At 64.7% G+C, this 26,356-nt stretch carries 24 protein-coding genes; 8 read left to right on the top strand and 16 right to left on the bottom strand.

Annotated elements, in window-relative coordinates:
- Positions 1-138: 138 nt before the first annotated feature.
- The 3 genes from fumC to FHR22_RS20530 are packed head-to-tail and all read right to left on the bottom strand — an operon-like array spanning position 139 to position 2,328.
- Positions 139-1,533 carry a class II fumarate hydratase gene (gene fumC, locus FHR22_RS20540; RefSeq protein ID WP_166945756.1) on the bottom strand — a complete coding sequence of 465 codons (1,395 nt, stop codon included), beginning with the start codon at positions 1,531-1,533 and terminating at the stop codon, positions 139-141.
- The gene (locus tag FHR22_RS20535) at positions 1,530-1,787 is read right to left on the bottom strand and encodes a hypothetical protein (RefSeq protein ID WP_166945796.1); all 258 of its coding nucleotides are present in this window, start codon (positions 1,785-1,787) and stop codon (positions 1,530-1,532) included. The genes fumC and FHR22_RS20535 overlap by 4 nt, the downstream gene beginning before the upstream one ends.
- 58 nt (positions 1,788-1,845) lie before the next feature.
- Complete coding sequence (locus tag FHR22_RS20530) at positions 1,846-2,328, bottom strand: SspB family protein (protein ID WP_166945754.1); 483 nt, start codon at positions 2,326-2,328, stop codon at positions 1,846-1,848.
- Between the two features lie 87 nt (positions 2,329-2,415).
- Here FHR22_RS20530 and hisB point away from each other — a divergent pair, with 87 nt between their 5' ends.
- From hisB to FHR22_RS20505, 5 genes are read left to right on the top strand one after another with little or no spacing between them, the layout of a single operon-like run.
- On the top strand, positions 2,416-3,003 hold the full coding sequence (gene hisB, locus FHR22_RS20525; protein ID WP_166945752.1) for an imidazoleglycerol-phosphate dehydratase HisB: 588 nt from the start codon (positions 2,416-2,418) through the stop codon (positions 3,001-3,003).
- 10 nt (positions 3,004-3,013) lie between these two features.
- Complete coding sequence (hisH, locus tag FHR22_RS20520) at positions 3,014-3,622, top strand: imidazole glycerol phosphate synthase subunit HisH (protein ID WP_166945750.1); 609 nt, start codon at positions 3,014-3,016, stop codon at positions 3,620-3,622.
- Positions 3,610-4,356 (top strand): 1-(5-phosphoribosyl)-5-[(5-phosphoribosylamino)methylideneamino]imidazole-4-carboxamide isomerase, encoded by a 747-nt coding sequence (hisA, locus tag FHR22_RS20515; protein WP_166945748.1) that lies wholly within the window; start codon positions 3,610-3,612, stop codon positions 4,354-4,356. The genes hisH and hisA overlap by 13 nt, the downstream gene beginning before the upstream one ends.
- Positions 4,353-5,117, top strand: coding sequence for an imidazole glycerol phosphate synthase subunit HisF (gene hisF, locus FHR22_RS20510; protein ID WP_166945746.1), 765 nt, complete (start codon positions 4,353-4,355; stop codon positions 5,115-5,117). Before hisA ends, hisF begins: the two co-directional genes overlap by 4 nt.
- Positions 5,118-5,166: 49 nt before the next feature.
- Positions 5,167-6,255: a calcium:cation antiporter gene (locus tag FHR22_RS20505; RefSeq protein WP_166945744.1), complete on the top strand. Its 1,089-nt coding sequence runs from the start codon at positions 5,167-5,169 to the stop codon at positions 6,253-6,255.
- A gap of 117 nt (positions 6,256-6,372) precedes the next feature.
- Here the strand turns inward: FHR22_RS20505 and FHR22_RS20500 are convergent, their stop codons facing one another.
- Positions 6,373-7,509, bottom strand: coding sequence for a beta-ketoacyl-ACP synthase III (locus FHR22_RS20500; protein WP_166945742.1), 1,137 nt, complete (start codon positions 7,507-7,509; stop codon positions 6,373-6,375).
- Positions 7,510-7,701: 192 nt separating this feature from the next.
- Between FHR22_RS20500 and FHR22_RS20495 the strand changes: the two genes are divergently transcribed.
- Positions 7,702-8,253 carry a hypothetical protein gene (locus FHR22_RS20495; protein WP_166945740.1) on the top strand — a complete coding sequence of 184 codons (552 nt, stop codon included), beginning with the start codon at positions 7,702-7,704 and terminating at the stop codon, positions 8,251-8,253.
- A 203-nt stretch (positions 8,254-8,456) separates the two neighbouring features.
- On the opposite strand, the gene FHR22_RS20490 is transcribed toward FHR22_RS20495, so the two are convergent.
- Together FHR22_RS20490 and FHR22_RS20485 are read right to left on the bottom strand one after the other, a co-directional pair.
- Complete coding sequence (locus FHR22_RS20490; RefSeq protein WP_166945738.1) at positions 8,457-9,224, bottom strand: sulfite exporter TauE/SafE family protein; 768 nt, start codon at positions 9,222-9,224, stop codon at positions 8,457-8,459.
- Between the two features lie 124 nt (positions 9,225-9,348).
- On the bottom strand, positions 9,349-10,275 hold the full coding sequence (locus FHR22_RS20485) for a LysR family transcriptional regulator (protein WP_166945736.1): 927 nt from the start codon (positions 10,273-10,275) through the stop codon (positions 9,349-9,351).
- A gap of 83 nt (positions 10,276-10,358) precedes the next feature.
- Between FHR22_RS20485 and FHR22_RS20480 the strand changes: the two genes are divergently transcribed.
- Complete coding sequence (locus tag FHR22_RS20480; RefSeq protein ID WP_166945734.1) at positions 10,359-10,694, top strand: hypothetical protein; 336 nt, start codon at positions 10,359-10,361, stop codon at positions 10,692-10,694.
- A gap of 142 nt (positions 10,695-10,836) precedes the next feature.
- Here the strand turns inward: FHR22_RS20480 and FHR22_RS20475 are convergent, their stop codons facing one another.
- The 6 genes from FHR22_RS20475 to FHR22_RS20450 all read right to left on the bottom strand — a co-directional run bounded on the left by FHR22_RS20475 (position 10,837) and on the right by FHR22_RS20450 (position 15,943).
- Positions 10,837-12,084 carry a metal-dependent hydrolase family protein gene (locus FHR22_RS20475; protein ID WP_166945731.1) on the bottom strand — a complete coding sequence of 416 codons (1,248 nt, stop codon included), beginning with the start codon at positions 12,082-12,084 and terminating at the stop codon, positions 10,837-10,839.
- Between the two features lie 222 nt (positions 12,085-12,306).
- Positions 12,307-12,702, bottom strand: a complete 396-nt coding sequence (locus tag FHR22_RS20470) for a RidA family protein (RefSeq protein WP_166945729.1) — start codon at positions 12,700-12,702, stop codon at positions 12,307-12,309.
- An 18-nt stretch (positions 12,703-12,720) separates the two neighbouring features.
- A complete protein-coding gene (locus FHR22_RS20465) occupies positions 12,721-13,863 on the bottom strand; it encodes an alanine racemase (RefSeq protein ID WP_166945727.1) in 1,143 nt (380 codons plus the stop codon).
- Complete coding sequence (locus tag FHR22_RS20460; protein ID WP_166945725.1) at positions 13,860-14,492, bottom strand: HAD family hydrolase; 633 nt, start codon at positions 14,490-14,492, stop codon at positions 13,860-13,862. Before FHR22_RS20460 ends, FHR22_RS20465 begins: the two co-directional genes overlap by 4 nt.
- Positions 14,493-14,662: 170 nt before the next feature.
- Positions 14,663-15,571 carry a LysR family transcriptional regulator gene (locus FHR22_RS20455; RefSeq protein ID WP_166945723.1) on the bottom strand — a complete coding sequence of 303 codons (909 nt, stop codon included), beginning with the start codon at positions 15,569-15,571 and terminating at the stop codon, positions 14,663-14,665.
- Positions 15,572-15,733: 162 nt separating this feature from the next.
- Positions 15,734-15,943: a hypothetical protein gene (locus FHR22_RS20450; RefSeq protein WP_166945721.1), complete on the bottom strand. Its 210-nt coding sequence runs from the start codon at positions 15,941-15,943 to the stop codon at positions 15,734-15,736.
- Positions 15,944-15,962: 19 nt separating this feature from the next.
- On the opposite strand from FHR22_RS20450, the gene FHR22_RS22715 reads away from it, so the two are divergent.
- Positions 15,963-17,867, top strand: a complete 1,905-nt coding sequence (locus FHR22_RS22715) for an alpha/beta fold hydrolase (protein ID WP_166945719.1) — start codon at positions 15,963-15,965, stop codon at positions 17,865-17,867.
- A gap of 41 nt (positions 17,868-17,908) precedes the next feature.
- On the opposite strand, the gene FHR22_RS20440 is transcribed toward FHR22_RS22715, so the two are convergent.
- The 4 genes from FHR22_RS20440 to FHR22_RS20425 all read right to left on the bottom strand — a co-directional run bounded on the left by FHR22_RS20440 (position 17,909) and on the right by FHR22_RS20425 (position 26,298).
- Complete coding sequence (locus FHR22_RS20440; protein WP_166945717.1) at positions 17,909-20,356, bottom strand: penicillin acylase family protein; 2,448 nt, start codon at positions 20,354-20,356, stop codon at positions 17,909-17,911.
- 20 nt (positions 20,357-20,376) lie between these two features.
- A complete protein-coding gene (locus FHR22_RS20435) occupies positions 20,377-21,573 on the bottom strand; it encodes a M20 aminoacylase family protein (protein WP_166945715.1) in 1,197 nt (398 codons plus the stop codon).
- Between the two features lie 11 nt (positions 21,574-21,584).
- Positions 21,585-23,192 carry an AbgT family transporter gene (locus tag FHR22_RS20430; RefSeq protein ID WP_166945712.1) on the bottom strand — a complete coding sequence of 536 codons (1,608 nt, stop codon included), beginning with the start codon at positions 23,190-23,192 and terminating at the stop codon, positions 21,585-21,587.
- 97 nt (positions 23,193-23,289) lie between these two features.
- Positions 23,290-26,298, bottom strand: coding sequence for a TonB-dependent receptor plug domain-containing protein (locus tag FHR22_RS20425; RefSeq protein WP_166945710.1), 3,009 nt, complete (start codon positions 26,296-26,298; stop codon positions 23,290-23,292).
- Positions 26,299-26,356: the final 58 nt, after the last annotated feature.

The raw sequence follows: 26,356 nt of genomic DNA, 5'->3' as shown, positions 1-26,356 counted from the left end.
GGGGGGGCCCGCGAGCGTAGCGAGCCAGAGGCAGAGCGCCGCCTTCGGCGGCTACCCACCCCCGGCCCCTCCCTAAAAGGGAGGGGAGAAGAACGGTAGCTATCGGCCGATAACGGACATTCGATTTTGTCCCTGGCCCTAACGTTCCGGCCCCAACATCGTCCGCGGATCGACCACCCGGTCGAATGTTTCGGCGTCGACATAGCCAAGGTCAAGCGCGGCCTGCTTCAGCGTGCTGCCGGTTTCATGCGCATGTTTCGCGATCTTCGCCGCCTTGTCATAACCGATTTCGGGCGCGAGCGCGGTGACGAGCATCAGCGAACGGTTCATCAATTCGTCGATACGGGCGCGATTGGGCTCGATTCCCGCGACGCAATGCTCGGTAAAGCCGGCCATGCCGATGCTCAGCAAATCGATCGAGCGCAGCACGTTCGACCCGATCAGCGGCTTGAAGACATTGAGTTCGAGATGGCCCTGAAGGCCCCCGACGGTCACCGCCTGATGGTTGCCGATCACTTGCGCGGCAACCATCGTCAGCATCTCGCACTGGGTCGGATTGACCTTGCCCGGCATGATCGAACTCCCCGGCTCGTTCGCGGGCAGGTCGAGCTCGCCGAGCCCGGCGCGCGGGCCGGAGCCGAGCAGGCGGATGTCGTTCGCGATCTTGGTCAGCGCGACGGCGAGCGTATTGAGCGCCCCCGAGAAGAAGACCAGCCCGTCGTTCGATGCCAGCGCTTCGAATTTGTTCGGTGCGGGCGCGAAGGCGATGCCGGTGCTGCGCGACAGGTCTTCGGCGATCGCCTGGTCGAAGCCCGCCGGTGCGTTGAGCCCGGTGCCGACGGCGGTGCCGCCCTGCGCCAGCTTGCAGATATCGTGCGCCAGCGCGCCTTCGATCCGTGCGGCGCAGGCGGTCAGTTGCGCGACATAGCCCGAAAATTCCTGGCCGAGCGTCAGCGGCGTCGCATCCTGCAAATGGGTGCGGCCGATCTTGACGATATCGACCCACTCGGCTGCTTTCGACGCCAGCGCGTCGGTCAGTGCCGTCAGCGCAGGCAGCAACCGCGCCGTCGTTTCGACCGCCACCGCCACATGCAGCGCGGTCGGAAAGCTGTCGTTCGACGACTGGCCCATGTTGACATGGTCGTTGGGATGCACCGGCGACTTGCCGCCGCGTGTCCCCGCCAGCGCCTCGTTGGCGATGCCGGCGATCACTTCGTTCGCGTTCATGTTCGACTGGGTGCCGCTGCCCGTCTGCCAGATGGCGAGCGGAAACTGGTCGTCATGGCGTCCCGCGACCACCGCATCGGCGGCGGCGGCGATGGCGTCGGCGAGTCCGGCATCGAGTCCATGCGCGCGATTGACGCGTGCCGCGGCGCCCTTGATTCGCGCCAGCGCATGGACGATCGGCAGCGGCATGCGTTCGTGCGGCGGGAAGGCGAAATTATGCCGGCTGCGCTCGGTCTGCGCGCCCCAATAGGCGTCGGCGGCAACCGCGATCTCGCCGATACTGTCGCTTTCCATTCGCGTGCTCATGCCACCAGCATCCTTGTTATCAAAACCGCGCCGGTCCAGATCATCGCGACGATGCCGAGCAGTTGCCAATATCCGCTGTCGCCCACCCGGCGCCGCAGCCAGGCCGCAGCGAGCCAGATGAGAACGAGCGCCGGCGTCAGGACGATCAGGCTGAAGCGCAGCAATCCGTCGGCGACCGGCCCGCGCGGATAAGGGCCTTCGAACATCGCATAGCCTTCGACCCCCCACCAGAAGGCGGCGGTCAGGACCAGCATGCCCGCGAGGGCCCAATATTGCCAGAATCGGCTGGAGCGCCAGTCGGCTCCCACGGCGCTAGCGCTTCTTGCCGAAGTCCACGGTCACGACGTTCGACCCGTCCTCGCTCGAAACGTCGGGGCGGTCGTTGTCGGCTTCGTCATGCGGCTCGGGCTCGGCCACCTCGTCGTCGCTGACCTGGAACTGCAGCCCGAAATCGACCGACGGATCGACGAAGGCGGTGATCGATGCGTAGGGGATGGTCAGGATCGACGGCGTCTGGTTGAACGACAGGCCGACACTGAAATGATCCTCGCCGACGCTGAGATCCCAGAAACGATTCTGGAGGACGATCGTCATCTCGTCGGGGAATTTGGCGACCAGATGCGCCGGAATATCGACGCCGGGTGCCTGCGTCTTGAAGGTGATATAGAAATGATGCTCGCCGGGCAGGCTGTCATACCCCTCGATCTGGCTCAGCACACGGCCGACCACGGCGCGCAGGGCATCCTGCACGATTTCGTCATAGGGAATCAGGCTGTCGCGGACGTCGTCACTCATGGCGAAGGGGGATGAACGGGCCGTGCGCGCCGGTCAAGGGGGGAGAGTCACCTTGCATGGCGAAAAGTCGCTGCTATGGGGCGTCTCATGCGTACCGCCACAGTCCAGCGCACGACCAAGGAAACCGACATCGCGATTTCCGTCAATCTCGACGGAACGGGCGATTATTCGGTATCCACCGGTATCGGTTTCCTCGACCATATGGTCGAGCAATTGTCGCGCCACTCGCTGATCGACATCTCGATGACGGTGAAGGGCGACCTGCACATCGACCAGCATCACACCGTTGAGGATAGCGCGCTCGCGCTGGGCGAAGCGATCGCCAAGGCGCTCGGCGACAAGCGCGGTATCGCGCGCTACGGCGAGGCGCACTCGCCGATGGACGAAACGCTGACGCGCTGCGTGCTCGACATTTCGGGGCGCCCGCACTGCGTCTACAAGTCGAGCTTCTCGCAGCCGCGGCTCGGCGAGATGGATACCGAAATGTTCCCGCACTGGTTCGCGAGCTTCGCGCAGACCGCCGGGATCACGCTGCACATCGAAATGCTGTACGGCGAGAACAACCATCATATCGCCGAAAGCATGTATAAGGCGCTGGCCCGCGCGCTGCGCCAGGCGGTCGAAATCGACCCGCGCAAGGGCGACGCCATCCCCTCGACCAAGGGGGTCCTTTAAGGACCGGCGTATGAGCGTCATTGCCCTGATCGACTATGGCGCGGGCAATCTTCGCTCGGTGCATAATGCGCTCGTCGCGGCGGGCGCGGCGAATGTCGCCGTCACCGCCGATCCCGATGTCGTCGCCAAGGCCGACCGGATCGTCTTGCCCGGGGTCGGTGCTTTTGCGGCCTGCATGAACGGGCTGTCCGCCATCGGCGGCCTGATCGATGCGATGGAGCAGCGCGTGCGCGGTGAAGGCGCCCCGTTCCTCGGCATTTGTGTCGGCATGCAATTGCTCGCCGACGCGGGCGAGGAGCATGGGCGGCACGCCGGGCTCGGCTGGATCGGCGGCACAGTGCGCGCGTTCGATCCGCGGCCGGGCTTGCGCATCCCGCACATGGGGTGGAACGACGTCGTTCCCGCTTTCGCACATCCGGTGATCGCGGCGGGTGAGGCCTATTATCTCCACGGCTATCATTTTGCGGGCGCCGTCGATGTCGCGGCGACGAGCAGCCATGGCGAGACCTTCACCGCCGCGGTCGCCAGGGACAATATCGTCGGCGTCCAATATCACCCCGAAAAAAGCCAGGCCTATGGCCTCGCGACATTAGAGAGATTCCTTGCATGGCGGCCCTAGTTTCCGACCTCACCATCTTCCCCGCGATCGACCTCAAGGGCGGGCAGGTGGTGCGGCTCGCCGAGGGCGATATGGCGCGCGCGACCGTCTATGGCGACGATCCGGCGGCGCAGGCGCGGCTGTTTGCGGCGGCCGGGGCATCGCATCTGCACGTCGTCGATCTCGACGGCGCCTTTGCGGGTGCGAGCGTCAACGGCGCCGCAGTCGAAAGCATCATCGCCGCCTTTCCGGGCAAGGTGCAGGTCGGCGGCGGCATCCGCGATCGCGCCGGCGTCGATCGCTGGCTGGCGCTCGGCGTCGAGCGGGTGATCATCGGCACCGCGGCGCTCAAGGACCCTGAATTTGTGAAGTCCGCCGCGCGCGATCTGCCCGGCCGGATCGTCGTCGGCGTCGATGCGCGTGACGGCATGGTCGCGACCGAGGGCTGGGCCGATGTGTCCGACGTCCACGCCCGCGATCTCGCCCGCCGTTTCGAGGATGCAGGCGTCGCGGCGCTGCTGTTCACCGACGTCGGCCGCGACGGGCTGCTCAAGGGCTGCAATGTCGAGGCGACGGTAGCGTTGGCACAGGCGGTCGCCATTCCGGTGATCGCGAGCGGGGGTGTCGCGGATATCGGCGACATTCACGCGCTGCGTCCGCATGTCGCGAGCGGTATCGAGGGCGTCATCACCGGCCGCGCGCTCTACGACGGACGGCTCGACCTGGCCGAAGCGATTGCGGCGGGGGCTTCATGACCGTCCGCGTTCGCGTCATTCCCTGCCTCGACGTCGCCGACGGACGCGTCGTCAAGGGCGTCAATTTCGTCGATCTGCGCGATGCCGGCGATCCGGTCGAGGCCGCGCGCGCCTATGATGCGGCGGGGGCCGACGAACTCTGCTTCCTCGATATCAGCGCGAGCCACCAGGGACGCGGCACCCTGCTCGACATGGTGAGCCGCACTGCCGAGGTCTGCTTCATGCCGCTGACCGTCGGCGGCGGCGTGCGCAGCGCCGACGATGCCCGCGCGCTGCTCCTCGCGGGCGCCGACAAGGTCGCGGTGAACAGCGCCGCGGTCGCGCGGCCCGAACTCGTCGCCGATATCGCCGACCGTTTCGGCAGCCAGTGCGCCGTCGGCAGCATCGATGCGCGCCGCGTCGAAGACGGCCGCTGGGAAATTTTCACGCACGGCGGGCGCAAGCCGACCAGCATCGATGCGATCGCGCATGCCGTCCGCCTCGCCGAACTCGGCGCGGGCGAATTGCTCGTCACCAGCATGGACCGCGATGGCACCAAGGACGGTTACGACCTCGCGCTCGTCCGCGCGATCGCCGATGCGGTTCGCGTGCCGGTGATTGCATCGGGCGGGGTCGGCAACCTCGACCATCTCGTCGCGGGGATCGTCGAAGGCCATGCCAGTGCGGTGCTCGCGGCGAGCATCTTCCACTTCGGCGAAGCGACGATCGCCGAGGCGCATGCGCGACTTGCCGCCGCCGGATTGCCCGTACGCGCACATTAAATCCCGCGCGGGGGTGGTCATGCCGGAAGGGGGCTGCAATAGAAGCCCCATGACATCGAAACTCCGCCTCGCCGACCGCACCAATGATCTTTTCCCGATCCTCGGCTTCGTTGCCGCGATGGCGAGCCTTGCGATGCCGCTCAACGCATGGATGGTCGCATTCATTCTGATGGGCGCGGTCGTCGCGGCGGTTCACCATGCCGAGGTCATCGCGCACCGCGTCGGCGAACCGTTCGGGACGCTGATCCTCGCGCTCGCGGTGACGGTGATCGAGGTCGGGCTGATCCTGACGCTGATGCAGGCCGAACCCGAAAAGGCGCAGACGCTGGCGCGCGACACGGTGTTCGCGGCGGTGATGGTGATCCTGAATCTGTTGATGGGCCTGTGCCTGCTCGCGGGCAGCATCCGCCATCACGAGCAAAGGTTCCAGCGCACCGGGATCGGCGCGGCGCTGGCGACGCTGACGGTGCTGACGGTGGTGACTTTGGTGCTCCCCAATTTCACCTCGAGCGTACCCGGGCCCTTTTATTCGGCGACGCAGCTCGGCTTCGTCGCGGCGGTGTCGCTGATCCTCTACGCGACCTTCGCGCTGGTGCAGACGGTGCGGCACCGCGACTATTTCCTTCCCGACGGCGATGCCGACGGCGACGGTGTGCCCGACGCGCACGCCGCGCCGCCGAGCGTCCAGCGCACCGCGATTTCGAGCGTGCTGCTGCTTGCCAGCCTGTTCGCGGTCGTCCTGCTCGCAAAGAATTTGTCGCCGGTGATGGGTGCACTCCTCGCTGATTGGGGCGCACCGCCCGCGGTGCTCGGCGTGCTGATCGCGGCGCTCATCCTCGCGCCCGAAGGGCTTGCCGCGGTCCGCGCGGCCAAGGCCGACCGCCTGCAGACCAGCCTCAACCTCGCGCTCGGCTCGGCGCTGGCGACGATCGGGCTCACCATCCCGGCGGTCGCGATCCTGTCGATCATGACCGACCTGCCGATCAGCCTCGGCCTCGACGCCAAGTCGACCGTGCTGCTGTTCCTGTCGCTGATCGTGTCGGTGCAGACGCTGGCGAACGGCCGCACCACGGTGCTGCAGGGGGTGATCCACCTGATGCTGTTCGCGATCTACCTGTTCACGACCTTCGTGCCGTAACGCATCGGCCTTTTTTGGCCGTGTGTCCCCGCGAAGGCGGGGACCCATCTCCCGCCGGCTCAAAATGGCGCCCACCGGAGATGGACCCCCGCCTTCGCGGGGGTACACAATGTGGTTTTATGTTTTGCGCACGAACACCGTCCCCGCGCTGTAGCCCGCCCCGAACGAACAGATCAGTCCGGTATCGCCCGCCGCCATATCGTCATGATTGAGGTGAAAGGCGATGATCGACCCGGCGCTCGACGTATTGCCATAGGTGTCGAGCACCGTCGGGCTCTCGTCCTCGCTCGCCTCATGGCCCAGCACGCGCTGCGCGATCAGCCGGTTCATGTTGGTGTTCGCCTGATGGAGCCACAGGCGGCGCATGTCGCCGCCTTCGAGCCCCAGCCGCTCCATCTGCTCGACGATCATGGCCGCGACCATCGGCACGACTTCCTTGAACACCTTGCGGCCTTCCTGGACGAACAGCTTGTCGCTCTTCGGTCCCGACTGGTCGATGCCGCCGTGGCCGCGGTTGAGAAAGCCGAAATTGTTGCGGATATTGTTCGAAAAAACCGTCTTGAGCTTGGTGCCGAGGATATCCCAATGCCCCGCCGGCGCGATATCCTTGTCCTCGACGAGGATCGCGGTGGCGACGTCGCCAAAGATGAAATGGCTGTCGCGGTCGCGCCAGTTCAGATGCCCCGAGCAGATTTCGGGGTTGACGACGAGCACGCTCTTCGCATGCCCCGCGCGGATATAATCGGCGGCGGTCTGGATGCCGAAGGTCGCCGACGAGCAGGCGACGTTCATGTCGAAGCCGAAGCCGTCGATGCCGAGTGCGTCCTGAATCTCGACCGCCATCGCGGGATAGGGGCGCTGCATGTTCGACGCGGCGCACAGCACGGCATCGACATCGGCGGCATCGCGGCCGGCACGGGCAAGCGCATCCTTTGCCGCGGCCACGCCGATTTCGGCGAGGATCGACAGGTCGTCGTTGCTCCGTTCGGCGATGCGCGGCGCCATATGTGCGGGATCGAGGATGCCCGCCTTGTCGACGACGAAGCGCGATCCGATGCCGCTCGCCTTCTCGATGAATTCGACGCTCGATTCAGCGAGTTCGGCGACGTCTCCCGCCGCGATCGCCGCCGCATTTTCCCTATTGTGCAGCGCAACATACTGGTTAAAACTGGCAACAAGTTCTTCGTTGGAGATGCGTTCGGCGGGGGTGAAGAGGCCGGTTGCGGAAATGACCGGCTGCGGTGCTGGCGACATGGTGGCTCTCATGTGTCTTACAGTTTCAAGACACGATGATTAAGCGCCGCCGCCGCATCGCGCAACGCCCCACGGTTCAGCTGAACATTGTCCGACATCATGGTTAACCTGCCACTAACCATTTTGGTGGCAGACTGGCAGATGCAGGCCTCCGGGGGGATGGCTCCCCGGGCGCCGTGCGGGAGCATGACCATGGCGACGCGTTCTGGACCGGCCGCAGGCGACCTGTCCCTTTCCGAGATCAAGGAATTTGCGGGTTTTCCCGCCTCCACCCAGCGCTATATCCGCCGTTCGCTCGATATCGGGCTCGAGCGCGACGATGCGATCGCACGCTGGTCGCGCGACATGGTCGAGGAAACCGCGATCCGCGTCCAGGCGCGCGTCTATCAGCGGCTGATCGATGTCCGGGCGCATATTCCCGACGATAGCGGCCTCGACGCGCTCGAACATTTCATGGCGCCGCTGATCGCGGTGTCGGCGTTCGACCTGGGGCAGGACCGGCTTCCGGCTTTCGCGCCCTATCGTTTCCTCTACGAACGGTTGCTCGGCGCGCATGCGCGGCCGTGGCTGCCCGGCGCCTTTTGCGCCGCGGCGTCGCTGCCGCACCTGCATCCCGACAAGCGCAAGATTTTGCTCCAGTCGATCAGCGAAGCCGCCGCGACCGCACCCGGCTGGTCGGCGCGCGAGCCGAGCTTCTATCCCGAATGGGTCGACAAGATCGACGAGACCAAGCCGGCGAATTAAGGGCAAGGGGCGGCTTTGGGGTGGGGAGGGGCCATAGGCACCACCCATTTTCGTCATCCCGGGCTTGACCCGGGATCCCGCTTTTTTTTGAGGGCGCCGGCGGTTTTCGAGGTCAAGCGGGACCCCGGATCAAGTCCGGGCTGACGATGGACGGGACGGCAACTCTCGGCCGCTAGCCGACGTCCCGCACAAGCGCGTCAGTCTCACATCAGCGCGCGGTAGAGTCCGAAGGCGCTCGTCGCGGTCAGCACGAAGCCGACCAACGTCAGCATCAGCTTGACCGAGAAGCGCTTCGCCATGAAGGCGCCGAGCGGAGCGGCAAGCACGCCGCCGATCAGCAGGCCGAGCGTCGCGCCGGCGACATCGGCGATGCCGAGGTTCCAGATAAAGGTCGCCGAGACGGCGAGCGTCAGGAAGAATTCGACGCTGTTGACGGTGCCGACGACCTTGCGCGGCTCGGCGCCCTGGACGAGCAGGTTCGACGTGACGACCGGCCCCCAGCCGCCGCCGCCCGCGGCGTCGAGGAAACCGCCGACGAGGCCGAGCGGCGCGATGACCGTCGGTTTCTGGATCTTGGGCGGATAAAGCAGACCGCGGACGAGCAGCCAGACGCCGATCGCCGCCAGATAGGTGAGGACGAAGGGTTTCACGATATCGGCATGGAACGACGTCAGCACATAGGCGCCGAGCACGCCGCCGATGACCCCGGGAATGAGCAGCCGCCAGAACAGCGTCCATTCGATATTGCGGTGGAGGAGATGGCTGATCCCCGACACGCCGGTCGTGAATACCTCGACAACATGGATACGCGCCGACGCGACGGCCGGCGGCACGCCGAGCACCGCGACGAGCAGGGTGTTGCAAATGACGCCGAACGCCATGCCGAGCGCGCCGTCGACGAGCTGGGCGGCAAAGCCGATGAGGATGAACGGAAGCAGCGCGGAAAAGTCGATGGCCGCAAAGTCTATCATGATGTCATCCCAACCCGGTTAGTTGACAACTCGCTGCCGCCTTTTCGGAGGATTCGCCAGCGCAATTTTTCTGCTGGCGGCAAAGGGATTTGTTTCCGGGGCCAAGCGAAGTCGGCAGGGCGCGCTATCCGGTCACGTCATCGGGCAGGTAATCGCGCACATAATCGATAAAGGCGCGCAGCTTGGGCATCACCTGCTTGCGGCTGGGATAATAGAGGAACAGGCCCGATGTCGAGCAGGCATGGTCGCCCAGCACCAGTTCGAGTTCGCCCGAAGCGATCATCGCCTTGACCACCGGCTCCGCGGTCATGCCCATCGCGACCCCGGCGCGGACAGCGACCATCATCGCAGTGAAGTCGTTGACGATCACCGGGCCGGTCACGCCGACCTCGATCTCGCGGTTCCCCTTTTCGAAAGTCCACGGCATCAGCGCGCCGCTTCCCATGCGCATGCGGACGCAGCGATGGTTACGCAGTTCTTCAGGACTTGCCGGACGGCCATGCTTGTCGAGATAGCCGGGGGTGGCGACCGCGACGAAACGAAACGGCCCGGTCAGGCGGACGGCAATGACGTCGGCGTCGAGCGATTCGCCCATGCGCACCCCGGCGTCGAAGCCGCCGGCGCTGAGGTCGGCGAGCGCGTCCTCGGCATAGATTTCCAGTTCGATCTCGGGATAGGTCTCGCAGAAGCCCGCGATGATCGGCTCGAACAGGGGCTGAACCGCACCGCGCATCAGGTTGATGCGCAGCCGGCCGGCGGGACGGTTGCCAAGATTGCGCGCCGCTTCATAGGCGTCGGCAAGGCCTGAGTAAGCGGGCGCCGCCCGCTCGAGGAACATTTCACCCGCCTGGGTGAGGCCGACGCTGCGGGTCGTGCGCATGAACAGCGGCGCGCCGACGCGCGCTTCGAGCCCCTTGATCGTCTGGCTGATCGCCGATGGCGAGACGCCGAGGTCGGCAGCGGCGGCGGAAAAGCTCCGCCTTTCCGCGACGCGCAGGAAAGCTTCGATCCCGTCGAGCGCCCCATGGGGGATTGTTAAATCCTGCTTCAAGGCACTTGCAGATTATAGAGGATTATCTATTTGCGCAAGCGCACCTAAAAAGGTTGCACAAAGAAACGAAAGGAACCTCTCCCATGGCCTATCAGCTCTCCTCTTTCCGCCGCTTCCCCTCCGCTCTTGCCATCGTCGCCGCATCGGCGCTCGCGTTCGGCGGCCTCGTCGCCTCGACCTCGCCGGCTTATGCGCAAAATGGCAGCGATTATCGCTGCGCCGGTCTCGCCGACCAGGCCTCGACCGCTGCCGAAGGCGCGAGCGCCGGCCAGAAGTCCAGCGCGAAGCGCTTTGTCGCGACCGGCAAGAAGCTGTGCGAAGCGGGCAATGAACGCGCCGCCGCCAAGCAGTTCCGCGCCGCGCTGAAGATCGCCGGCGTCGCCGAAACCGAAGGCGAAAGCCAGGTCGCGGCACGCTAAGCCACGCCATAAGCCAAACACCGCAATTCTCCGGCCCGTCCTCTCCCTCTCCCCGACGGGCTCCCAACTGGGGCGGCACTCATAACGAGGCCGCCCTATTTATTTGGGCGCAGTCCTTGCGTCCGCGTTCCAGCAATCTGCCCTAGTCGAGCCGGTTCTTGACGATCTCACCCGCGCGCATGATCAGGGGCAGCGCTTCGCCGTTGCGGGCCAGCAGGCCGATGTCGGCCAGGGGGTCGCCGTCGACGACGATCAGGTCGGCGTGAGCGCCCGGCGCGACGCAGCCGAGTTCGCCTTCCATCTGCAAGACCTCGGCGCCGATCGAGGTCGCCTGGCGCAGGATTTCGATCGGGGTGAAGACTTCGCTGCGGATCGTGAATTCGGTGCACTGGCGCGTATAGGTGTCGCCGAGCAGGTCGGTGCCGAAGCCGATCTTGACGCCCGCCTGCCGCATCCGGTCCATGCCCGAGAGCGCTTCGTCGAAGACCTCGTCGAGCTTTGCCTGGCTTTCGGGCGGGAAGCCCATCGACGGCCCGAGTTCGCGCAGCGCGAAGATGATCGCCATCGTCGGCACGATGAAGGCGCCGCGTTCGGCGACAAAGGCGGCGGTTTCATCGTCGATCAGCGTGCCATGTTCGATGCAGCGGACGCCGAATTCGACACAGCGGCGGATCGCGCTGGCCGGATGGCAATGCGCCGAGGCGTAGCTGCGCCGCTCGATACATTCGTTCACGATCGCGCGGACCTCGTCCTCGCGATACTGGTTCATCCAGATCGGGTCGGTGGGCGAGGCGACGCCGCCCGATCCCATGATCTTGATCGTATGCGCCCCGCGCCGATATTCCTCGCGGACCGCCGCGATGCAGGCGTCGACACCGTCGGCGATGACGGTCAGGCTGTTGACCTGGCCGCATTGGCAGAGGCCATGGCCTTCGCTGTGGCCATCGTGGCTCATCGGGCGCATGTCGCCGTGGCCGCCGGTCATCGACACGATGCGCCCGGCATAAAGAAAGCGCGGGCCGCGGATCAGCCCCTCCTCGATCGCGCGCCACAGCGACCAGTCGCCGCCGCCGATGTCGCGCACCGTTGTGAAGCCGCAGTCGAGCGCGTGGCCGAGCATGCGCACGGCGTGCGCGGTGCGGTGCGCGGCGCCCATCGCATCGACGCGCTGGACATTCACGTCGGAGATATAGGCATGGATGTGCAGGTCGATCAGTCCCGGCATCAGCGTGCGGCCGCCGACATCGATCCGGCGCGCCTCCGTCAGCGCGATCGAACGGTCGGACACCTCCTTGATCCTGCCCCGCTCGATCGCGACCGACATGCCCGCCGGGCAATCGGCATCCTTGCCGTCGAACAGGCGGGCGTTTTCAAGGATCGTGACCGTCATCTTCGTCTCCCTCGCCGTCGGGCGCGCCTTTTTTCGCCGACGGAGCCGCCGCGAATCTATTTCATACATAAGTGTCATAAATTGCGCGCGATGCAATATCGTTTGCGACATTCGACGGGGAAAAGAGGATAGGATGCGCCCGGGGGGCGCGAATTTTGCGCCAAATTTTTCGGTGGAGGCAGCAGAGCAGAAACGAAACCGGCAACGGGTCCGGGCTTGGCATCAGTTGCCGATTGCCACGACCGCCTCGATTTCGATCAGGGCGCCAAAATGGAGCGCGCCGCAGGGTACGATGGAACGCGCTGGGCGATGCGTGCCAAAGAACGCCGCATAGGCCCGGTTCGCTTCATCCCAATGTGTAATGTCGGTCACGTAAACCGTGCACCGGACGATATCGTCGACCCGCGCACCCGCCACCCGGGCAATGGCTGCGATATTTCCCAGTGCGAAGTTCACCTGGTCCGTAATGCAGACCTTATCGGCATTCGGGGTCTCGTTCGTTACCCCGAGTTGACCTGAAATATAGAGGGTGTCGCGGTGCAGAACAGCCTGGGCGTAATGCCCTCCCGGAGGAGGTGCCGCCGCGCAGCGAATTTCCGTCGTTTTCCTGATGGCCATTTCGATCTCCGAATTTTCTCACCACCCGCTGACACGTGGCCATTGCGTGGTCAGCGTGCCGCCGCGCAGTACGTCATATGAGGGGTAGGCTGCGCAGGTCAGGCAGGCATGATTGGGCAGAATGCGAACGCGGCTGCCGATCGGCAGCCGCGCGAACCAGCTTTCATCGGGAACCGGGACATTGCCATGTTCCTGATGCACGGTCGTCACCGCCAGCGCGCCGAGCGGCTTCAACGTCGCAGCATCGCAGACCAGACCATAGCCCGCGGGCATGAAGCGGTTGGCGCCGATGTCCTTGGACAGGGCGAGAGCGCCGGCATCGAGAATGAGGCTTGGCCCGCGTCGCTGATGACCGATCACCGTGGCGAGTACCGAGACAGCAAGATCATCCTCGGCGCATATACCGCGCGACAATTGCGACAGATCCCAGAACAGGTAGATGCCCGCGCGCACTTCGGTAACGCCCTCCAGATGCCCGGCAAGGAGCGCGGTGGGGGTGGAGCCGACGCTGACGATCGGGCAGGGGCAGCCGCGTTCGCGCAGCAATTCGGCGGACGAAACCGTGGCCAGTCTTTCAACTTCGGCAAGTGCCCTGATCGATGCGAGGTCATCGAACGCATAGGAATGTCCGGCATGGGCCATCACGCCCGCCAATTCGACGTGCGGCGCGTGGGCGCCAAGCGCTTCGGCGATGGCGACAAGCTCCGCCGAGGCGGGTTCGACTCCGCTGCGATGCTCGCCGCAGTCGATCTCGATGAGGACGCCAAAGCGCGCTCCGAGCGATGACGCCTCTCTCCCGATAGCCGCGGCAACCTCTCTGTCATCGACAATCAACAGCAGCCGCGCGCCATGTTCGCGCTGAATCCGGTCGGCGCGGGCCAGCTTTGCAGGGGCGATGGCGGTTGAATAGAGGATGTCGCGCCAGCCTGCCGCAGCGAAATATTCGGCTTCGGCCAGAGTCGAGACGGTGATCGGCCCTTGCCCGCCATCCGCGGCGATGCGGGCGACGTCGACCGACTTGGCGGTCTTGAGATGCGGGCGAAGTGCGACGCCCAGGTCGTCGCAGCGGGCACGCATGCGAGCGGCATTGCGTTCCAGACGGTCGGCGTCGAGAATCAACGCCGGTGTATATAGTCCGTCGAACAGGTCGGCCGGATTCATCGCACCAGTTCCCCGAGGGGATCGAGCGTGTCCGCGATCAGAAGCGGCCGCGCGGTGTCGGCGACGAAAGGCATCCCCGCGCGATTGTGCCAGAAAACGGGCATGCCGACCCCCGCTGCACCGGGAATGTCGGCGGGCGATCCCGCGACGAAAAGCGTCCGCGCGGGATCGGTGCCGAGCCGGTCGAGGGCGGCGCGGTACGGCTCGGGCCGCGGTTTGTAATAGCCTGTATCTTCGGACGTCACGACGACAGAAAAGGGAGCGCCGACCCGGTCTGCAGCCTGCCGACCCAGATGGGTCGAACAGTTGGTGACGACGCCGAGCCGCACGCCGGCATCCGCCAGATTGCCCAGCACCCGCTGTGCCTCCGGCCATGGCTGGAGCGTGTTCCAGCGGGTGGTCAATGCGGCGGCGGCAGATGCCGCAACGCCGGCTTGGGCGGCTGCCTCGCGAACCAGATCTTCATAGGGCCGGTAGGCACCGCACCCATAGGTCAGTTCGAGATACGCGCGGCGCCAGCGCAGCCCATCTGCCGCCGACCCTGCCGCGCCGTTCCAGAGCGACCAGGAGTCGAGAAGAGCCGTAAGGAGGTCGAAGACCACCGCTTCGACGGGAGCGATCTGTTTCATAGTCTCAAGTCCAAATTCCGCAGTGCTAGTCCAAGGTTGGCGGAAACCTATTTGAGGTCCGCCGCGTCGTGGTCGTAGCGATTACAAAGACCCGGTTGCGTGCGCCAATGCCTGTTGCGGATGGTTTCATGCCGCCTCGTACGCATGATAGCGGCCCTAGGGTCACGACCCTAGGCTGCGGCCAGCTTCCAGAACGCTTCGGCCGACTGGGATTGCCGGGCGCGGGGCCGATACAGCCGGACGTCGACGGGAATATCCCAGCGCGCGTCGCCCGCCCGCACCAGCGAGCCGGTCGCCAGGTCGTCCGCGATGATGCTGAGGGGGAGCCAAGCCAGCCCTTTGCCGTCTTTTGCCATACGGGCAAGGACCAGCGTGTGCGAGGTGAACACTGGCGTGAAGCTGACCGGTATCGCATTCTTCTCGAACATCGCTGACACGATGCGGCCCATGCCGGATTCGGCTCCATAGGCGAGCAGATGGACCGCGCCGCCGACGCGGCCTGCGTCATCCGTAAGGGGGTGGAGCGGAGCCTGCTCTTTTTCACGAGGCGCACTGACCGGCACCAGCGCGTCGGCGCCGAGGGAGAGGGACTGGAAGCCCGCGCCGTCGAGAACGGACGCGGCACCGGGATAGAAATAGCACAGGCAGAAATGCGCTTTGCCGTTCAGCATGATCTGCTCGGACGCGCCCATATTGTCGGCGGTCAGCTGAATCGGGATTTCCGTGTCCGTCATCGCTTGGAGTTTCGCGAGCCATTGCGGGAAGAAGTTCAGCGCCAACGCGTGGGTCACCAGAATCTTGACTGTCGAGGCGGAAGTTCCTGCAATCTCCTGAACCTCCCGCCGTCCATGCTCGATATCGCGCAATACCGTCTCGGCGATCATGGCGAAGCGCTTGCCTGCCGGGGTCAGCGCCATTTGATGGGTGCTACGATCGACAAGCTCGACGCCGAGCCATTCTTCGAGCGCCCGAATGCGGCGACTGAAAGCCGGTTGCGTGACGCAGCGCGCCGATGCCGCACGCGAGAAATTCCCCGCGCGAATCAGGGCGCCGAAGTCTTCAAGCCACGCCATTTCCATCGTTCGCGTCCATTTTGAGCTTTGGGTGACCGTCGTAACCTTTGCGGACCCAATCGCAACGTCTGACTGCAACACAGAGGCTGGCGTATGAAATGATCCGATTTTGGCATTGGCGCATGCCCGGTCCGGTTGCCAAGGTCCGGCCATCCACAGGGGGAAGGTTCAGATTGACATGATCAAAAGCGCCGCTTCGACGACCAGGCCCGCCGGTCCCCGTTTGGCACGACGCGGGCGGTCCACCTTCGCCACGGCGGTGCTGCTTGGCGCTTGCCTGTTTTCCGGCTGGTCGAGCGCCGCATCGGCCACCTCGCCGGCCACCTTGCCGCCATCCGCGCGCGCGGAGGCGCTTGTCCCGCGCAGCGCCCTTTTCAAAGCGCCGACCTATTCGGACGTGCAGATCAGCCCGGACGGACGGCAACTCGCCTATCTTCACCCGCTGAACGATGTTCTCAATATATGGGTCGCCCCTATCGATGATCCGGCGGCGGGTGTGCCGCTGACGCGGTTCGATAAACGTCCGCCCGACAGCTTCCAGTGGAGCCCCGACGGACGTTTCATCCTGATCATGAAAGATGTCGGCGGCGAAGAGCATAGCCAGCTCTGGATCGCGAATCTGGCAAAGGGCACCGTCGTGAATGCCACGGCGGATCCGGAGGTCCAGACCAAGATCGTCAAGACCTCCGCGCGCCGTCCCGGCGAGGTTCTGGTTGGCCTCAATATCCGCGATCGTCGCTACCGCGATATCTACCGGATCAATCTCGACACCGGCGAACGCACCGAAGTTTACCGGAATGCGGATGATTATATCGATATTGTGGCCGACCCCGATTTCAACATCCGGCTGGGAGTTCGCGGCAATAGCGACGGATCGTCGACCTATTTCCGTTTCGACCCCGGCGGCCGTAACGAGTTGATGACCATTCCGCTCGCCGCGCTGCGCAACTCGCGCTTGCTGGGGCTCGATGGCAAGGGGCAGCTGTTGATGTTCGACAGCCGGCAATCCGACAAGGCGGGCCTTGTTTCGCTCGATATCGTGTCGGGTGTGCGGACACCGATGGCGGACGCGAAGCGCGCCGATATCGTCGAGGCAATTTTTGATGAAAAGACCGGGGCTTTGCTTGCGACGCGCGAGGATCCGCTGGTCAGCGAATGGACGGTGCGTGCACCCGAAGTGCAGACCGAATTTGCGGCTATCGAAACCGCGTTGAAAGGCCCCTTCAGGATCGCCGGGCAGACGCCCGACAATGAACGATGGCTGCTCCTTGAAACCGAGCCGGGGCGTCCCGACCGATATTGGTGGTGGAACCGGAAGAGCCGGACCACCACTGCGCTGTTTTCGACGCGCCCCGAACTGGACCGTGCTGCGCTTGCCAAGCGTATTCCGGTGGCCATCGCATCGCGCGACGGCCTGACCTTGCCAAGCTATCTGACCTTGCCGACCGGTGCAAAGCTGCGCGCCGATGGCATGCCCGTCACTCCGGTTCCGCTGGTCCTGCTGATCCACGGCGGGCCGTGGCTGCGCGACGAACTTTCGTTCGACAGCCAGCATGCGTGGCTTGCCGACCGGGGTTACGCGGTCCTTTCGGTCAATTTTCGCGGATCGGGCGGGTTCGGCAGCGCTTTCATGGCGGCCGGCGACAAACAATGGTCGGGAACGATGCACAACGACCTGATCGATGCCGTCGACTGGGCAATCGGTAAGGGGGTGGCATCGAGAGATAGCGTGGCGGCGATGGGGCTGTCCTACGGCGGCTATTCGACGCTTGTTTCGCTCAGTTTCACACCCGACAGGTTCCAGTGCGGGGTCGATCTTGCCGGCCCCGGTAATCTGGTACGCCAAGTCTCGGACATGCCCGTCTGGTGGACGTGGCAACGCCCGCAATTCGTCAACCGGGTGGGTGATCCGGCAACGAAAGAGGGCGCTGCGGACTTGATGCGGCGCTCCCCGATCGCGCGGGTCGATGCGATTTCCAGGCCGTTGCTCGTCACCAATGGAGCAAATGATCCCCGGATATTTCCCAGCCAGTCGGAAGAAATCGTCGATGCGCTGAAGGTGCGGGGCAAGCCGGTGACCTATGCTTTTTATCCCGATGAGGGGCACGTCTATGCGAAGGATGCGACCAATATTTCCTTCGCCGCGGTGGCCGAGCATTTTCTGGCGCAGTGCCTTGGCGGGCGCGCGGAGCCCTATGGTCGCGACCTTGTTAATTCGGGCATCGAGGTCAGGACGGGGGCGTCGCTGGTGCCCGGACTCGAGCAGGCGCTGGCGAAGCCGGAAGGATCGGGGCCGGAATGATCGGGAGCGGAGGGCGATAAAGCCCTCCGCCATTCCACTCTCTATCTGCGCGTTGGCCGATATTCGAGGGTTTCGGTCGACGCTGCGGTGGCGCGGATTTCAGCGTCGGTGAGCGGGGTTTTCTTGAGCTCGTTGGTCTCGTGCATCATCGTCTGGTCGGCAAGATGCGGATTGCCCTTGCCCTTGGGGTCGATGAACAGATTCTGCCCGCCCGCGTCAACGACCGAATAGAGTGCGCGCCGGTCGCGTCCGATCTCCATCAGCCCGACCCAGCTTTCACCGCCATTGTGCGGTGCCATCGTCGGGCCGAGGCGCAGCACCGCCGACAGGCGGTGCTCGGGAGCATCCTCGGCCATTTGCGGGCGGTCGGGGGTTTCGAGCGATGCGTCGAAATATTTCCAGTAAATCGGCTGCTTCCATTCGGCCATGTCCTGGCCGGGGAAGCGCGGTTTGACCTCGGCGATCACTGCCTGGATCGTGTCGATCATCGTCGTAGTGCGGTCGCGTCCGTTGAAATAATCGACGCCCAGCGGCGCGCCGGCCTTGTCGCCCTGAAACGCGCGCAGCAGCAGGCTCGATTGATAGGTCAGATAGCGGTCGGCATCGATCGCTTTCCACCAGTCGCCGATATCGTCGCCGAACAGCGTTTCCGGCGCGACCTGCAGCCAGCTGCGATAGAGCGTCAGTCCCGGATTGTCGTATTTCTGGTCGGCGTCGCGGTCCTGATACAGGCCGTTGAAGCCGAGCATCAGTTCGCCGGCGCGTTTGACCTCGGGATCGTCGCTGGCGGCAATCGCCTCACGGAAATAGGGCGCGAAGAAATCGGGCGCGGCCTGATTGCGGTCGACCGCGCCCAGCGCGTTGAAGATCTTGCCGTTATACTCGCGCATGTCGAGCAAAGTCAGCGACTGGCCCGCCTTCGCAAGCCGGTCGCCCATCCAGGTGCGGAAGGTCGCGCCGATCCGCGCATTGTCGCCCTCCTGCGACCAACCCGTCGCCTTGCTGTTCCACGACATGAAATAACCTTGGCGAGGGTTGATCATCTGCGGCTTTTCCGCCGGGGTCAGGAAGCCGGTCCACTCATATTCGCCGGTGCCGGGCGTCGGCAGCCGCGGATCGACCCCCGCCGCTTTCTTGGGGAGCGCTCCCGCTTCGAAATAGGCGATCGTGCCGTCTTCGCCGCCATAGCAGGCGCCGAGATTCCAGCCGAGCCGGTCGACGCCCTTGGCCTTGAATTCGGCGAGGCTTTTCGCGCGGCCCATCTCGGCAAAGGCGACCCATGTATCGAGTTCGCGGCCGTGCACGCCCATCTGCTGCGAATAGGCGGTGCCGTTTTCGACATCCCAAGCGATCACCGGGCCGTGAATCGTCCATGCGACTTCGTGCGTGAAGGGCGCTCCGTCCTTGACCTTGAAGGCTTCGGTGCGGTGCTCCATCGCCTTCCACGCGCCCTTGTACCAATATTCGTAACGGTTCTTCGGGTTCAGCTTTTCGGCGAAGGTCGTGCCGGCCTCGCTGCTGCCCGATACCAGCAGCCAGCCATGCTGCGCGCCGCGCCCCATCGTGGGGACGCCCCAGCCGGTCGAGCCGAAGCCGGTGTTGTCAAAGCCGCCGCCCTTCAGGTGGATTTCGGGGCCGTCGGCGGTGGCCTCCAGCATCAGGACCTTGCCGCTCGCCGACTTTTCAGGGCCGATGACCAGGCAACGGCTCGCGCCCTTGACCGGCTCGGTCGGCGCCGTTTGCGCCGCCGCCGAAACGAGGTCGCGGTTCGGTGCGAGCTGCGCCGGGGAGAGGACGGGCACGGGCACCGGCCGGGCGGGGGCCAAATCGTCACCGGCGGGAATGGTCGTCGGGGAATCGGGGTCGGAGATCGGCACGACATCGTTGAAGATCTGCCACGCCTTGTCCTGACCGTAGCGCGCGGTCATCGCTTTCAGAAATTCGAGATTGCGAATCTCGTAGGTGTCGCGCCCCAGCGGCGCGGCGCTGATCAGCGCCAGATATTCGGCGAGGCTCCAGCGCGTCGGCCGGATGCCCCAGCGGATGAACTCCAGCGGCGTCAGCCGTTCGGGATCGGCACCCACTTCGTCGATGCGCTTGTTGATGCCGTCGACCATCGCCTGGATCATCTTCTGATGTTCGGGCGCGAGCGCGCGATAGCGTTGCAGCAACTGCGCGTCCGACAGCCGGCGGCCGCGCATCATCTTGTCGCTTTCGATCGCCGATTTGCCGACCAGCTCGGCACGGCGGCCCTGCGTGTTATATCGCGCGAGTTCCATCGCGGCGAGGCGGTCGCTGGCGATCGCATAGCCGGCGCCGAACATCACCGCGTCGGAGGTGTCGGCGACAACGTGCGGGACGCCATATTCGCCGCGATAGATGGTCACCTTTTCCGCCGAAGCGTCCTCGGCATGGGCGCCCGAAACCGTTGCAGAGAGAAACGCCAGACAGCTGGCCCCGCGCAAGAAGGACGAACGGTGATTCCACATTGAGGCGACTCCCTGTTATTTTATCGGGCGAGGAAATTTTCCGTGATGGCAACCCACAGCGCCGCGCCGGTCGGCGAGATGCTGTCGTCATATTCATAATGATTGTTGTGCAGCATCACCGCCCCGGGGCCGGTGTCGCCGTTGCCGAGCAGCAGGAAACAGCCCGGCACGACGTCGAGGTAGCGCGCGAAATCCTCGCCCCCCATCGCCGGCGCTTCGAGATCGATGAAGCGGTCGGCGCCGATCAGCCCGATCGCGATCTCGCGGACGCGGGCATAGACGTCGGCGGGATTGTGGAGGGCGGGATAACCGCGCTCGTAATGAAGCTCTGCCTCGGCGCCGAACGAGCGGGCGACGTTTTCGACGACGTCGCGCAGCCGCTGCTCGACGCGGTCCTGGCTCTGCCGCGACAGGGTGCGGACCGTGCCCGCGAGATGCGCCTCGTCGGCGATGATGTTGAAGGCGGTTCCCGCTTCGATCTTGCAGATCGATACCACCGCGGCATCCATCGGATCGACATTGCGCGCGACGATGCTCTGCACCGCGACGACGATGTGCGAGGCGACGAGGATCGGGTCGATGGCCAGATGCGGGCGCGCGGCGTGGCCGCCCTTGCCCTTGACGCTGATCCTGAACAGGTCGGCGGCGGCATAGAGCGGACCGACACGCCCCGCGAGTTTTCCGGCGGGCAGGCCCGGACGATTGTGGACCCCGAAGATCGCCTGCATCGGGAAACGTTCGAACAGCGCATCGCGGATCATCGCGCTCGCGCCGCCCTCGGGGTGCCCGCCGGCGCCGCTGTAACCGAGCGATTCCTCGGCGGGCTGGAAGATCAGGTGGACGGCGCCGTCGAAGTTGCGCGTTGCGGCGAGATGCTTGGCCGCCCCGAGCAGCATCGCGGTGTGCCCGTCGTGGCCGCAGGCGTGCATCACCCCGGGGGTGGCCGAGCTATAGTTCGATGCACGTGCCTCGGTCATCGGCAGCGCGTCGATGTCGGCGCGGATGCCGATGGCGCGGTCCGATTGCCCGGCGCGGATCGTCGCGACGATGCCGGTGCCGCCGATCCCGGTTGCGATCTCCTCGATCCCGAATTCGCGGAGCAGGCCGATGATGAAGGCGCTGGTGTCGTGCTCGTGAAAGCCAAGCTCGGGATGCTGGTGGATATGCCGGCGCCAGCCGGTCATGTCGGCTTCGAGGTGCGAGAGATCGACGGGCATGGTGGTGTTCCTCATGGGCGAATGTGACCCGGCAGTTGGTAGAAGACCTGCGCGCCGGGTCCCAGCGGCAAGTCGAACCCGACCCACGCGACGGTCATCGCGATCCCCATCGCCATGAAGCAGAGCGCATAGGGGAGCATCAGCGCGAGCAGCGATCCGACCCCCATGCTCTTGTCCCAGCGCTGGCAGAAGACAAGGACCAGCGGGAAATAGCTCATCAGCGGGGTCATGATGTTGGTGTAGCTGTCGCCCATGCGATAGGCGGCGGTGGTCATTTCGGGACTGATGCCGAGCAGCATGAACATCGGCACGACGACCGACGACAACACGCTCCATTTTGCGGTCGCCGACCCGATGAACAGGTCGAGCAACGACGACAGCAGCAGCACGCAGACGAGCAGCAGCGGGGCGGGGAGGCCCATGCCCCGCAATTTTTCGGCACCGCTGATCGCGATGATCGGCCCGATGCCCGACCAGTTGAACATCGCGACGAAATGCGCGGCGAAGAAGACGAAGACGACATAGGGCGCGAGAGTCTTTACGCCTTCGCGCATCATCGCGATTACGTCCGACGAGTTTTTGATCACGCCCACCGCACGGCCGAAAACGGTGCCGGTGAGCAGGAACAGAAGGAACAGCGCCGCGATGATCGAGGCGTAGAGCGGTTGCAGGCGGATCGGGCCCACGGCTTGCTGATCGATGAAGGGTGTATAGCCGGGCCAGAGGCACAGCGCGGCGAATGCCGCCACGACCAGCAGCGCGACCAGACCCGCATGGCGAAGCCCGCGGCGCTCGTCCGCACCGAGTTCGCCCTTTTCGAGGTCGGCGCGCAGCTGCTCGTCGACCTCTTCGTTCCATGTCCCCAGCCGCGGTTCGACGATCCTGTCGGTAACGAACCAGATGATCGGGGTGAAGAAGACGACGATGCCGAGGATGAAATACCAGTTGCCAAGCGGGTTCATCGTCCAGCCGGGGTCGACGATGCGCGCCGCTTCCTGCGTAAAGCCGAACAGCAGGACATCGAGCTGGCCGGGCATGATGTTCCCGGCATAGCCGCCCGACACGGCAGCCAGCGCGGCGGCAATACCGGCAAGCGGATGGCGTCCGGCCGACGCGAACAATATGGCGGAGAGCGGGATCAGCACGACATAGGCGGCGTCGGCGGCATGATGCGATACCATGCCGATCACCGCGATCAGCGGGGTCATGTAACGGCGCGGCGTGCCCCGCAGCGAACCGCGGATCAGCGCGAAGAACATCCCCGATCGCTCGGCAACCGCGGCGCCCATCATGATCGTCAGGACGATACCCAGCGGCGTGAAGCTGGAATAGGTGCGCGGCATTTCGGTGAACAGGCGCGTGATGTTGCCGGCGGAGAACAGGCTGGACGCGCGATAGGTGAGCATGCCGTTCGCGAGTTCGGCGTTCGCCGGCGCTTCCTTGCCCGAAAAGGGCAGCGAGGCGCTCCATCCGAGGGCGGCGCCAAGCGCCGAAACCAGCATGAGCACGACGATCAGATAGATGAAGATGATCGTCGGGTCGGGCAGCAGATTGCCGACACGTTCGACGAAGCCGAGGAAACCCTTTTGGCGGGCAGGGCGAAATGTTTCGGAACTCATGGTCGCACGTCCTGCATCAGCCGCTTTTTAGCCGGAGAGAGGAGTGGGAGCCCGCATGCCCGAAAGCGATGCGGGCTCCACCCCTGCCGGTTTGGGATCAGAAGTTCACTTCAAGGCCAGCACGGATCACGGGACCGAACTGATCGAAACCGCCCCCCGACGGATCGATGACCTGAACCGACTCCATTACCGGCAAGCGTACGTTGAACAGGTTGGTGACGCCAAAGGAGAACTTGGCTTCCTGTTTGCCCTGAATCGGCAGCGTGTAGGACGCCGAGACGTCATTGTAGAATTTCGACCCTGTCCGGTCGGGCGACAGCAATTCGCGGCTGATGCCCGGAGAAATGTCGGTCAGGCTCTGGCTCGACTGATACCGGCCTTGCCAGCCGACCGTCAGACCGCCGGTCGAATAGTTGAGACCCACGACGCCCTTATATTTCGGATAGCCGTAAAATCCCTCGAGCACGGTGTAGAGGTCGGGCCGCGCCTGGAAGGTAAAGGTCCGCAGGCGGTGCAGATAAGTGAAGGCCAGATTGGCCGAGATGCGGCCGCCGCCGAGCGGACGCGCGTAAAACACCTGCGTGTCGAGGCCCGACGTTTGCAGCTTGGAGGTATTGACATAGGTGCTGTTGCCGCCGGTGATGCTGAAGAAATTCGCTCCCGGCGTCATGTCGCGGGTGATCAGCGCACACAGTTCCGGATCCGGACCGTCGGCGCGATCGACGCAATTTTCGGCAATGGCTTGCGGGCTGAGGAAGCTGATCGCATCCTCGATCTTGATATCGAACCAGTCGGCCGAAATCTGGAGCCCCGGCAGGAAATTCGGGGTCAGGACAAAACCGGCGGTCCAGCTGTCCGAAACCTCGGGGCGAAGATTCTGGTTACCCGACACGACGAAGGGCACGCCAATCCCGCCGCTGACCGGGACGAAGCCCGCCGGACGGCCCAATATTGCGCAATTTGCGGCGCGATTGGGATTTTGACCGAGGTTGTTTTGCGAACAGGGGTCGTTGACGTTCGTTGTCTGGCCTTCGCTCGGGCGGAAGGCTTCGAAAATATTCGGTGCCCGAATGGCGCGGCTGAGGGTCGCGCGAAGGCGGAAACCGTCGGTCGGTTCCCAGATCGCACCGGCTTTCCACGAGGTCGCTTGACCGGCATGGCTGTAGTTGGCGTGGCGCACGGCGCCTTCGACCGACAGCAGCTTGGCAAAGGGCATGTCGGTGAGGAGCGGAATGCTGAGTTCGCCGAAGAATTCGGTGACATGATAGCCGCCCGAATAATCCTGCGACGCCGCCTGGTTGGTCACCCCGGCCTTGATCAGCGGATCGGTGGTGCGGCCGTTGCTTTCCTTGCGATACTCGGCGCCCAGCGCGATGCCGATCGACCCGCCGCCGGGCATCGTCAGGAATTTGCTTGTATCGCCCGAGAGCGAGAAGCCGGCGGTGGTCTGCCGCACAAAGGCATTCGATACCGTGGTGGTGCTGACGAAGTCGCGCGCTTCCTGCGAGCTGGCGGTCGAGCCGAAGGGATTGAAAGGAGCGCAGGTTCCGCCGCCGACGATATTGGGCCGCACATAGCCGGCCGGCTGCAGCGCGGGCACGTCCATGCGGCATCGCACCTCTTGCGTGACGGGGTCGATCACCGCATCGAGTGCCGCGCTGAGGTTGGGCAGCAGCATCCGGTTGTAGCCCGTGAACTTCGCCTTGGTGCGGCCGTAGGTGCCGTAGATATCGTAGCGAAGATCGGAGAAACCGGTCTCGAACTCGCCCTTGAGGCCGCCGACGAACGACAGGCTGTTGCGATCGACCTGGCTGAAGCGCTGGCCGACGTCGGTGAACAGGCGGTCGAGCAGCAGCGTCGTCGCGCCGGCCGCCAGAAGATCCTGGCGGAAATCCTCGTTGAGGAACGCATTTTGCGCGATGTTGATCGGCATCGCCGACCGCAGCACCGGCTGCCCGCGGCCATAGCTCGACGTATTGTTGTAATCGGCGCTGACATAGGCCGTCACATGATCGCTGATATCATAATGCGCGCTGAGGTTGAGGTTGTACCGCTCGATATCCGGCACCAGCGAAATCGAATCGTCGAAGCGGAAGCAGGCTTCGCCGCAATTGTCGAATTTGCCGAACAGGCTGCCGTCGGTGAAAAGCGGCGTCGGCGCGGGGCGCGGGGTGCCGTCATCGTTGAAGATGAACTCGCCGAGCCCGCCGGTATCGCCGCGCACGCCGACCGACCCATAGCCGGAGAATTGATAGGCTTCGCCGCCGGGGATGATGATCAGGTCGGGAATGCCGTCGTTGGGGCCGGTATCGGCGGGATTGATCATCGCGACATTGTTTTTCATGTCGGCCTGGCGCGGGGTGATTTCCTTCACCTTCGTATAGTCGGCCGCGACGGTGATGTTGCCGCGCCCGCCGGCGAAATTATGCCCCGCGAGGATGCTGCCGCCATAGGTGAAGCCTTCGGGCCCGCGCGCCGGCTGCGATCCGTTGAAGGACAGGCGAACGCCGTCGAAATCATCCTTGAGGATGATGTTCACGACGCCCGAGACCGCGTCCGAACCATAGATCGCCGATGCGCCGCCGGTGATGATCTCGACGCGTTCGATCAGGTTGGGATTGATCGAATTGAGGTCGACCGCCGCGCTGTCGGTGGTGCCCGACACCCGGCGCTTGCCATTGACGAGCACGAGGGTGCGGTTCGAGCCGAGGCTGCGCAGGTCGACGACGGCGAGGCCGCCGCTGGTTTCGCCGCGCGAACCCGACGCGCCGCCCTGCTGGCTCTGCTGCATGCTGCCCGAAAAGCCGATCGCGGGTTGCTGGGCCAGCGCGCGCCCGATGTCGAATTGCGCATTGTTGTTTTCGAGGGTTTGGGAGCTCACCACGCCGACCGGAGTCGGCAGGTCGAGCACGGGGCGTCCGATGCGCGAGCCGGTCACGACGATGTCGGTGCCGGCTGCGGCGTCTTCGCCGGCGACGCTATCGCCGGGCGTGTCCTGCGCCGCGGCGGGAGCCGCCATTCCGGCCAGCATCGCGATCGCGAGAAGCGAGCTGGAAATCCTGAATTGCTTGTCGAATTTGCTATGTGCAGTCGGCCCCTGGATCATGTTAATCTCCGCCCTTTGACCCCTCTGCCACTCGTTCCGTTCGTCGGGCGATGCGGGG

The organism is Sphingopyxis panaciterrae (assembly GCF_011762125.1).
Classification (GTDB): domain Bacteria; phylum Pseudomonadota; class Alphaproteobacteria; order Sphingomonadales; family Sphingomonadaceae; genus Sphingopyxis; species Sphingopyxis panaciterrae.
The sequence above is the reverse complement of the archived record's forward strand: the minus strand, read 5'-3'. Positions and strand labels throughout refer to the sequence as shown.

Coding starts and splice junctions, on each gene's coding strand:
- FHR22_RS20480 (WP_166945734.1), top strand. CDS start 10,359: ATGGCCTATCAGCTCTCCTCTTTCCGCCGCTTCCCCTCCGCTCTTGCC.
- hisA (WP_166945748.1), top strand. CDS start 3,610: ATGGCGGCCCTAGTTTCCGACCTCACCATCTTCCCCGCGATCGACCTC.
- FHR22_RS20455 (WP_166945723.1), bottom strand. CDS start 15,571: ATGGAAATGGCGTGGCTTGAAGACTTCGGCGCCCTGATTCGCGCGGGG.
- FHR22_RS20530 (WP_166945754.1), bottom strand. CDS start 2,328: ATGAGTGACGACGTCCGCGACAGCCTGATTCCCTATGACGAAATCGTG.
- FHR22_RS20475 (WP_166945731.1), bottom strand. CDS start 12,084: ATGACGGTCACGATCCTTGAAAACGCCCGCCTGTTCGACGGCAAGGAT.
- FHR22_RS20465 (WP_166945727.1), bottom strand. CDS start 13,863: ATGAATCCGGCCGACCTGTTCGACGGACTATATACACCGGCGTTGATT.
- hisB (WP_166945752.1), top strand. CDS start 2,416: ATGCGTACCGCCACAGTCCAGCGCACGACCAAGGAAACCGACATCGCG.
- hisF (WP_166945746.1), top strand. CDS start 4,353: ATGACCGTCCGCGTTCGCGTCATTCCCTGCCTCGACGTCGCCGACGGA.
- FHR22_RS20470 (WP_166945729.1), bottom strand. CDS start 12,702: ATGGCCATCAGGAAAACGACGGAAATTCGCTGCGCGGCGGCACCTCCT.
- FHR22_RS20425 (WP_166945710.1), bottom strand. CDS start 26,298: ATGATCCAGGGGCCGACTGCACATAGCAAATTCGACAAGCAATTCAGG.
- FHR22_RS20490 (WP_166945738.1), bottom strand. CDS start 9,224: ATGATAGACTTTGCGGCCATCGACTTTTCCGCGCTGCTTCCGTTCATC.
- FHR22_RS20535 (WP_166945796.1), bottom strand. CDS start 1,787: ATGCTGGTCCTGACCGCCGCCTTCTGGTGGGGGGTCGAAGGCTATGCG.
- FHR22_RS20440 (WP_166945717.1), bottom strand. CDS start 20,356: ATGTGGAATCACCGTTCGTCCTTCTTGCGCGGGGCCAGCTGTCTGGCG.
- fumC (WP_166945756.1), bottom strand. CDS start 1,533: ATGAGCACGCGAATGGAAAGCGACAGTATCGGCGAGATCGCGGTTGCC.
- FHR22_RS20430 (WP_166945712.1), bottom strand. CDS start 23,192: ATGAGTTCCGAAACATTTCGCCCTGCCCGCCAAAAGGGTTTCCTCGGC.
- FHR22_RS20500 (WP_166945742.1), bottom strand. CDS start 7,509: ATGTCGCCAGCACCGCAGCCGGTCATTTCCGCAACCGGCCTCTTCACC.
- FHR22_RS20495 (WP_166945740.1), top strand. CDS start 7,702: ATGGCGACGCGTTCTGGACCGGCCGCAGGCGACCTGTCCCTTTCCGAG.
- hisH (WP_166945750.1), top strand. CDS start 3,014: ATGAGCGTCATTGCCCTGATCGACTATGGCGCGGGCAATCTTCGCTCG.
- FHR22_RS20505 (WP_166945744.1), top strand. CDS start 5,167: ATGACATCGAAACTCCGCCTCGCCGACCGCACCAATGATCTTTTCCCG.
- FHR22_RS20435 (WP_166945715.1), bottom strand. CDS start 21,573: ATGCCCGTCGATCTCTCGCACCTCGAAGCCGACATGACCGGCTGGCGC.
- FHR22_RS20460 (WP_166945725.1), bottom strand. CDS start 14,492: ATGAAACAGATCGCTCCCGTCGAAGCGGTGGTCTTCGACCTCCTTACG.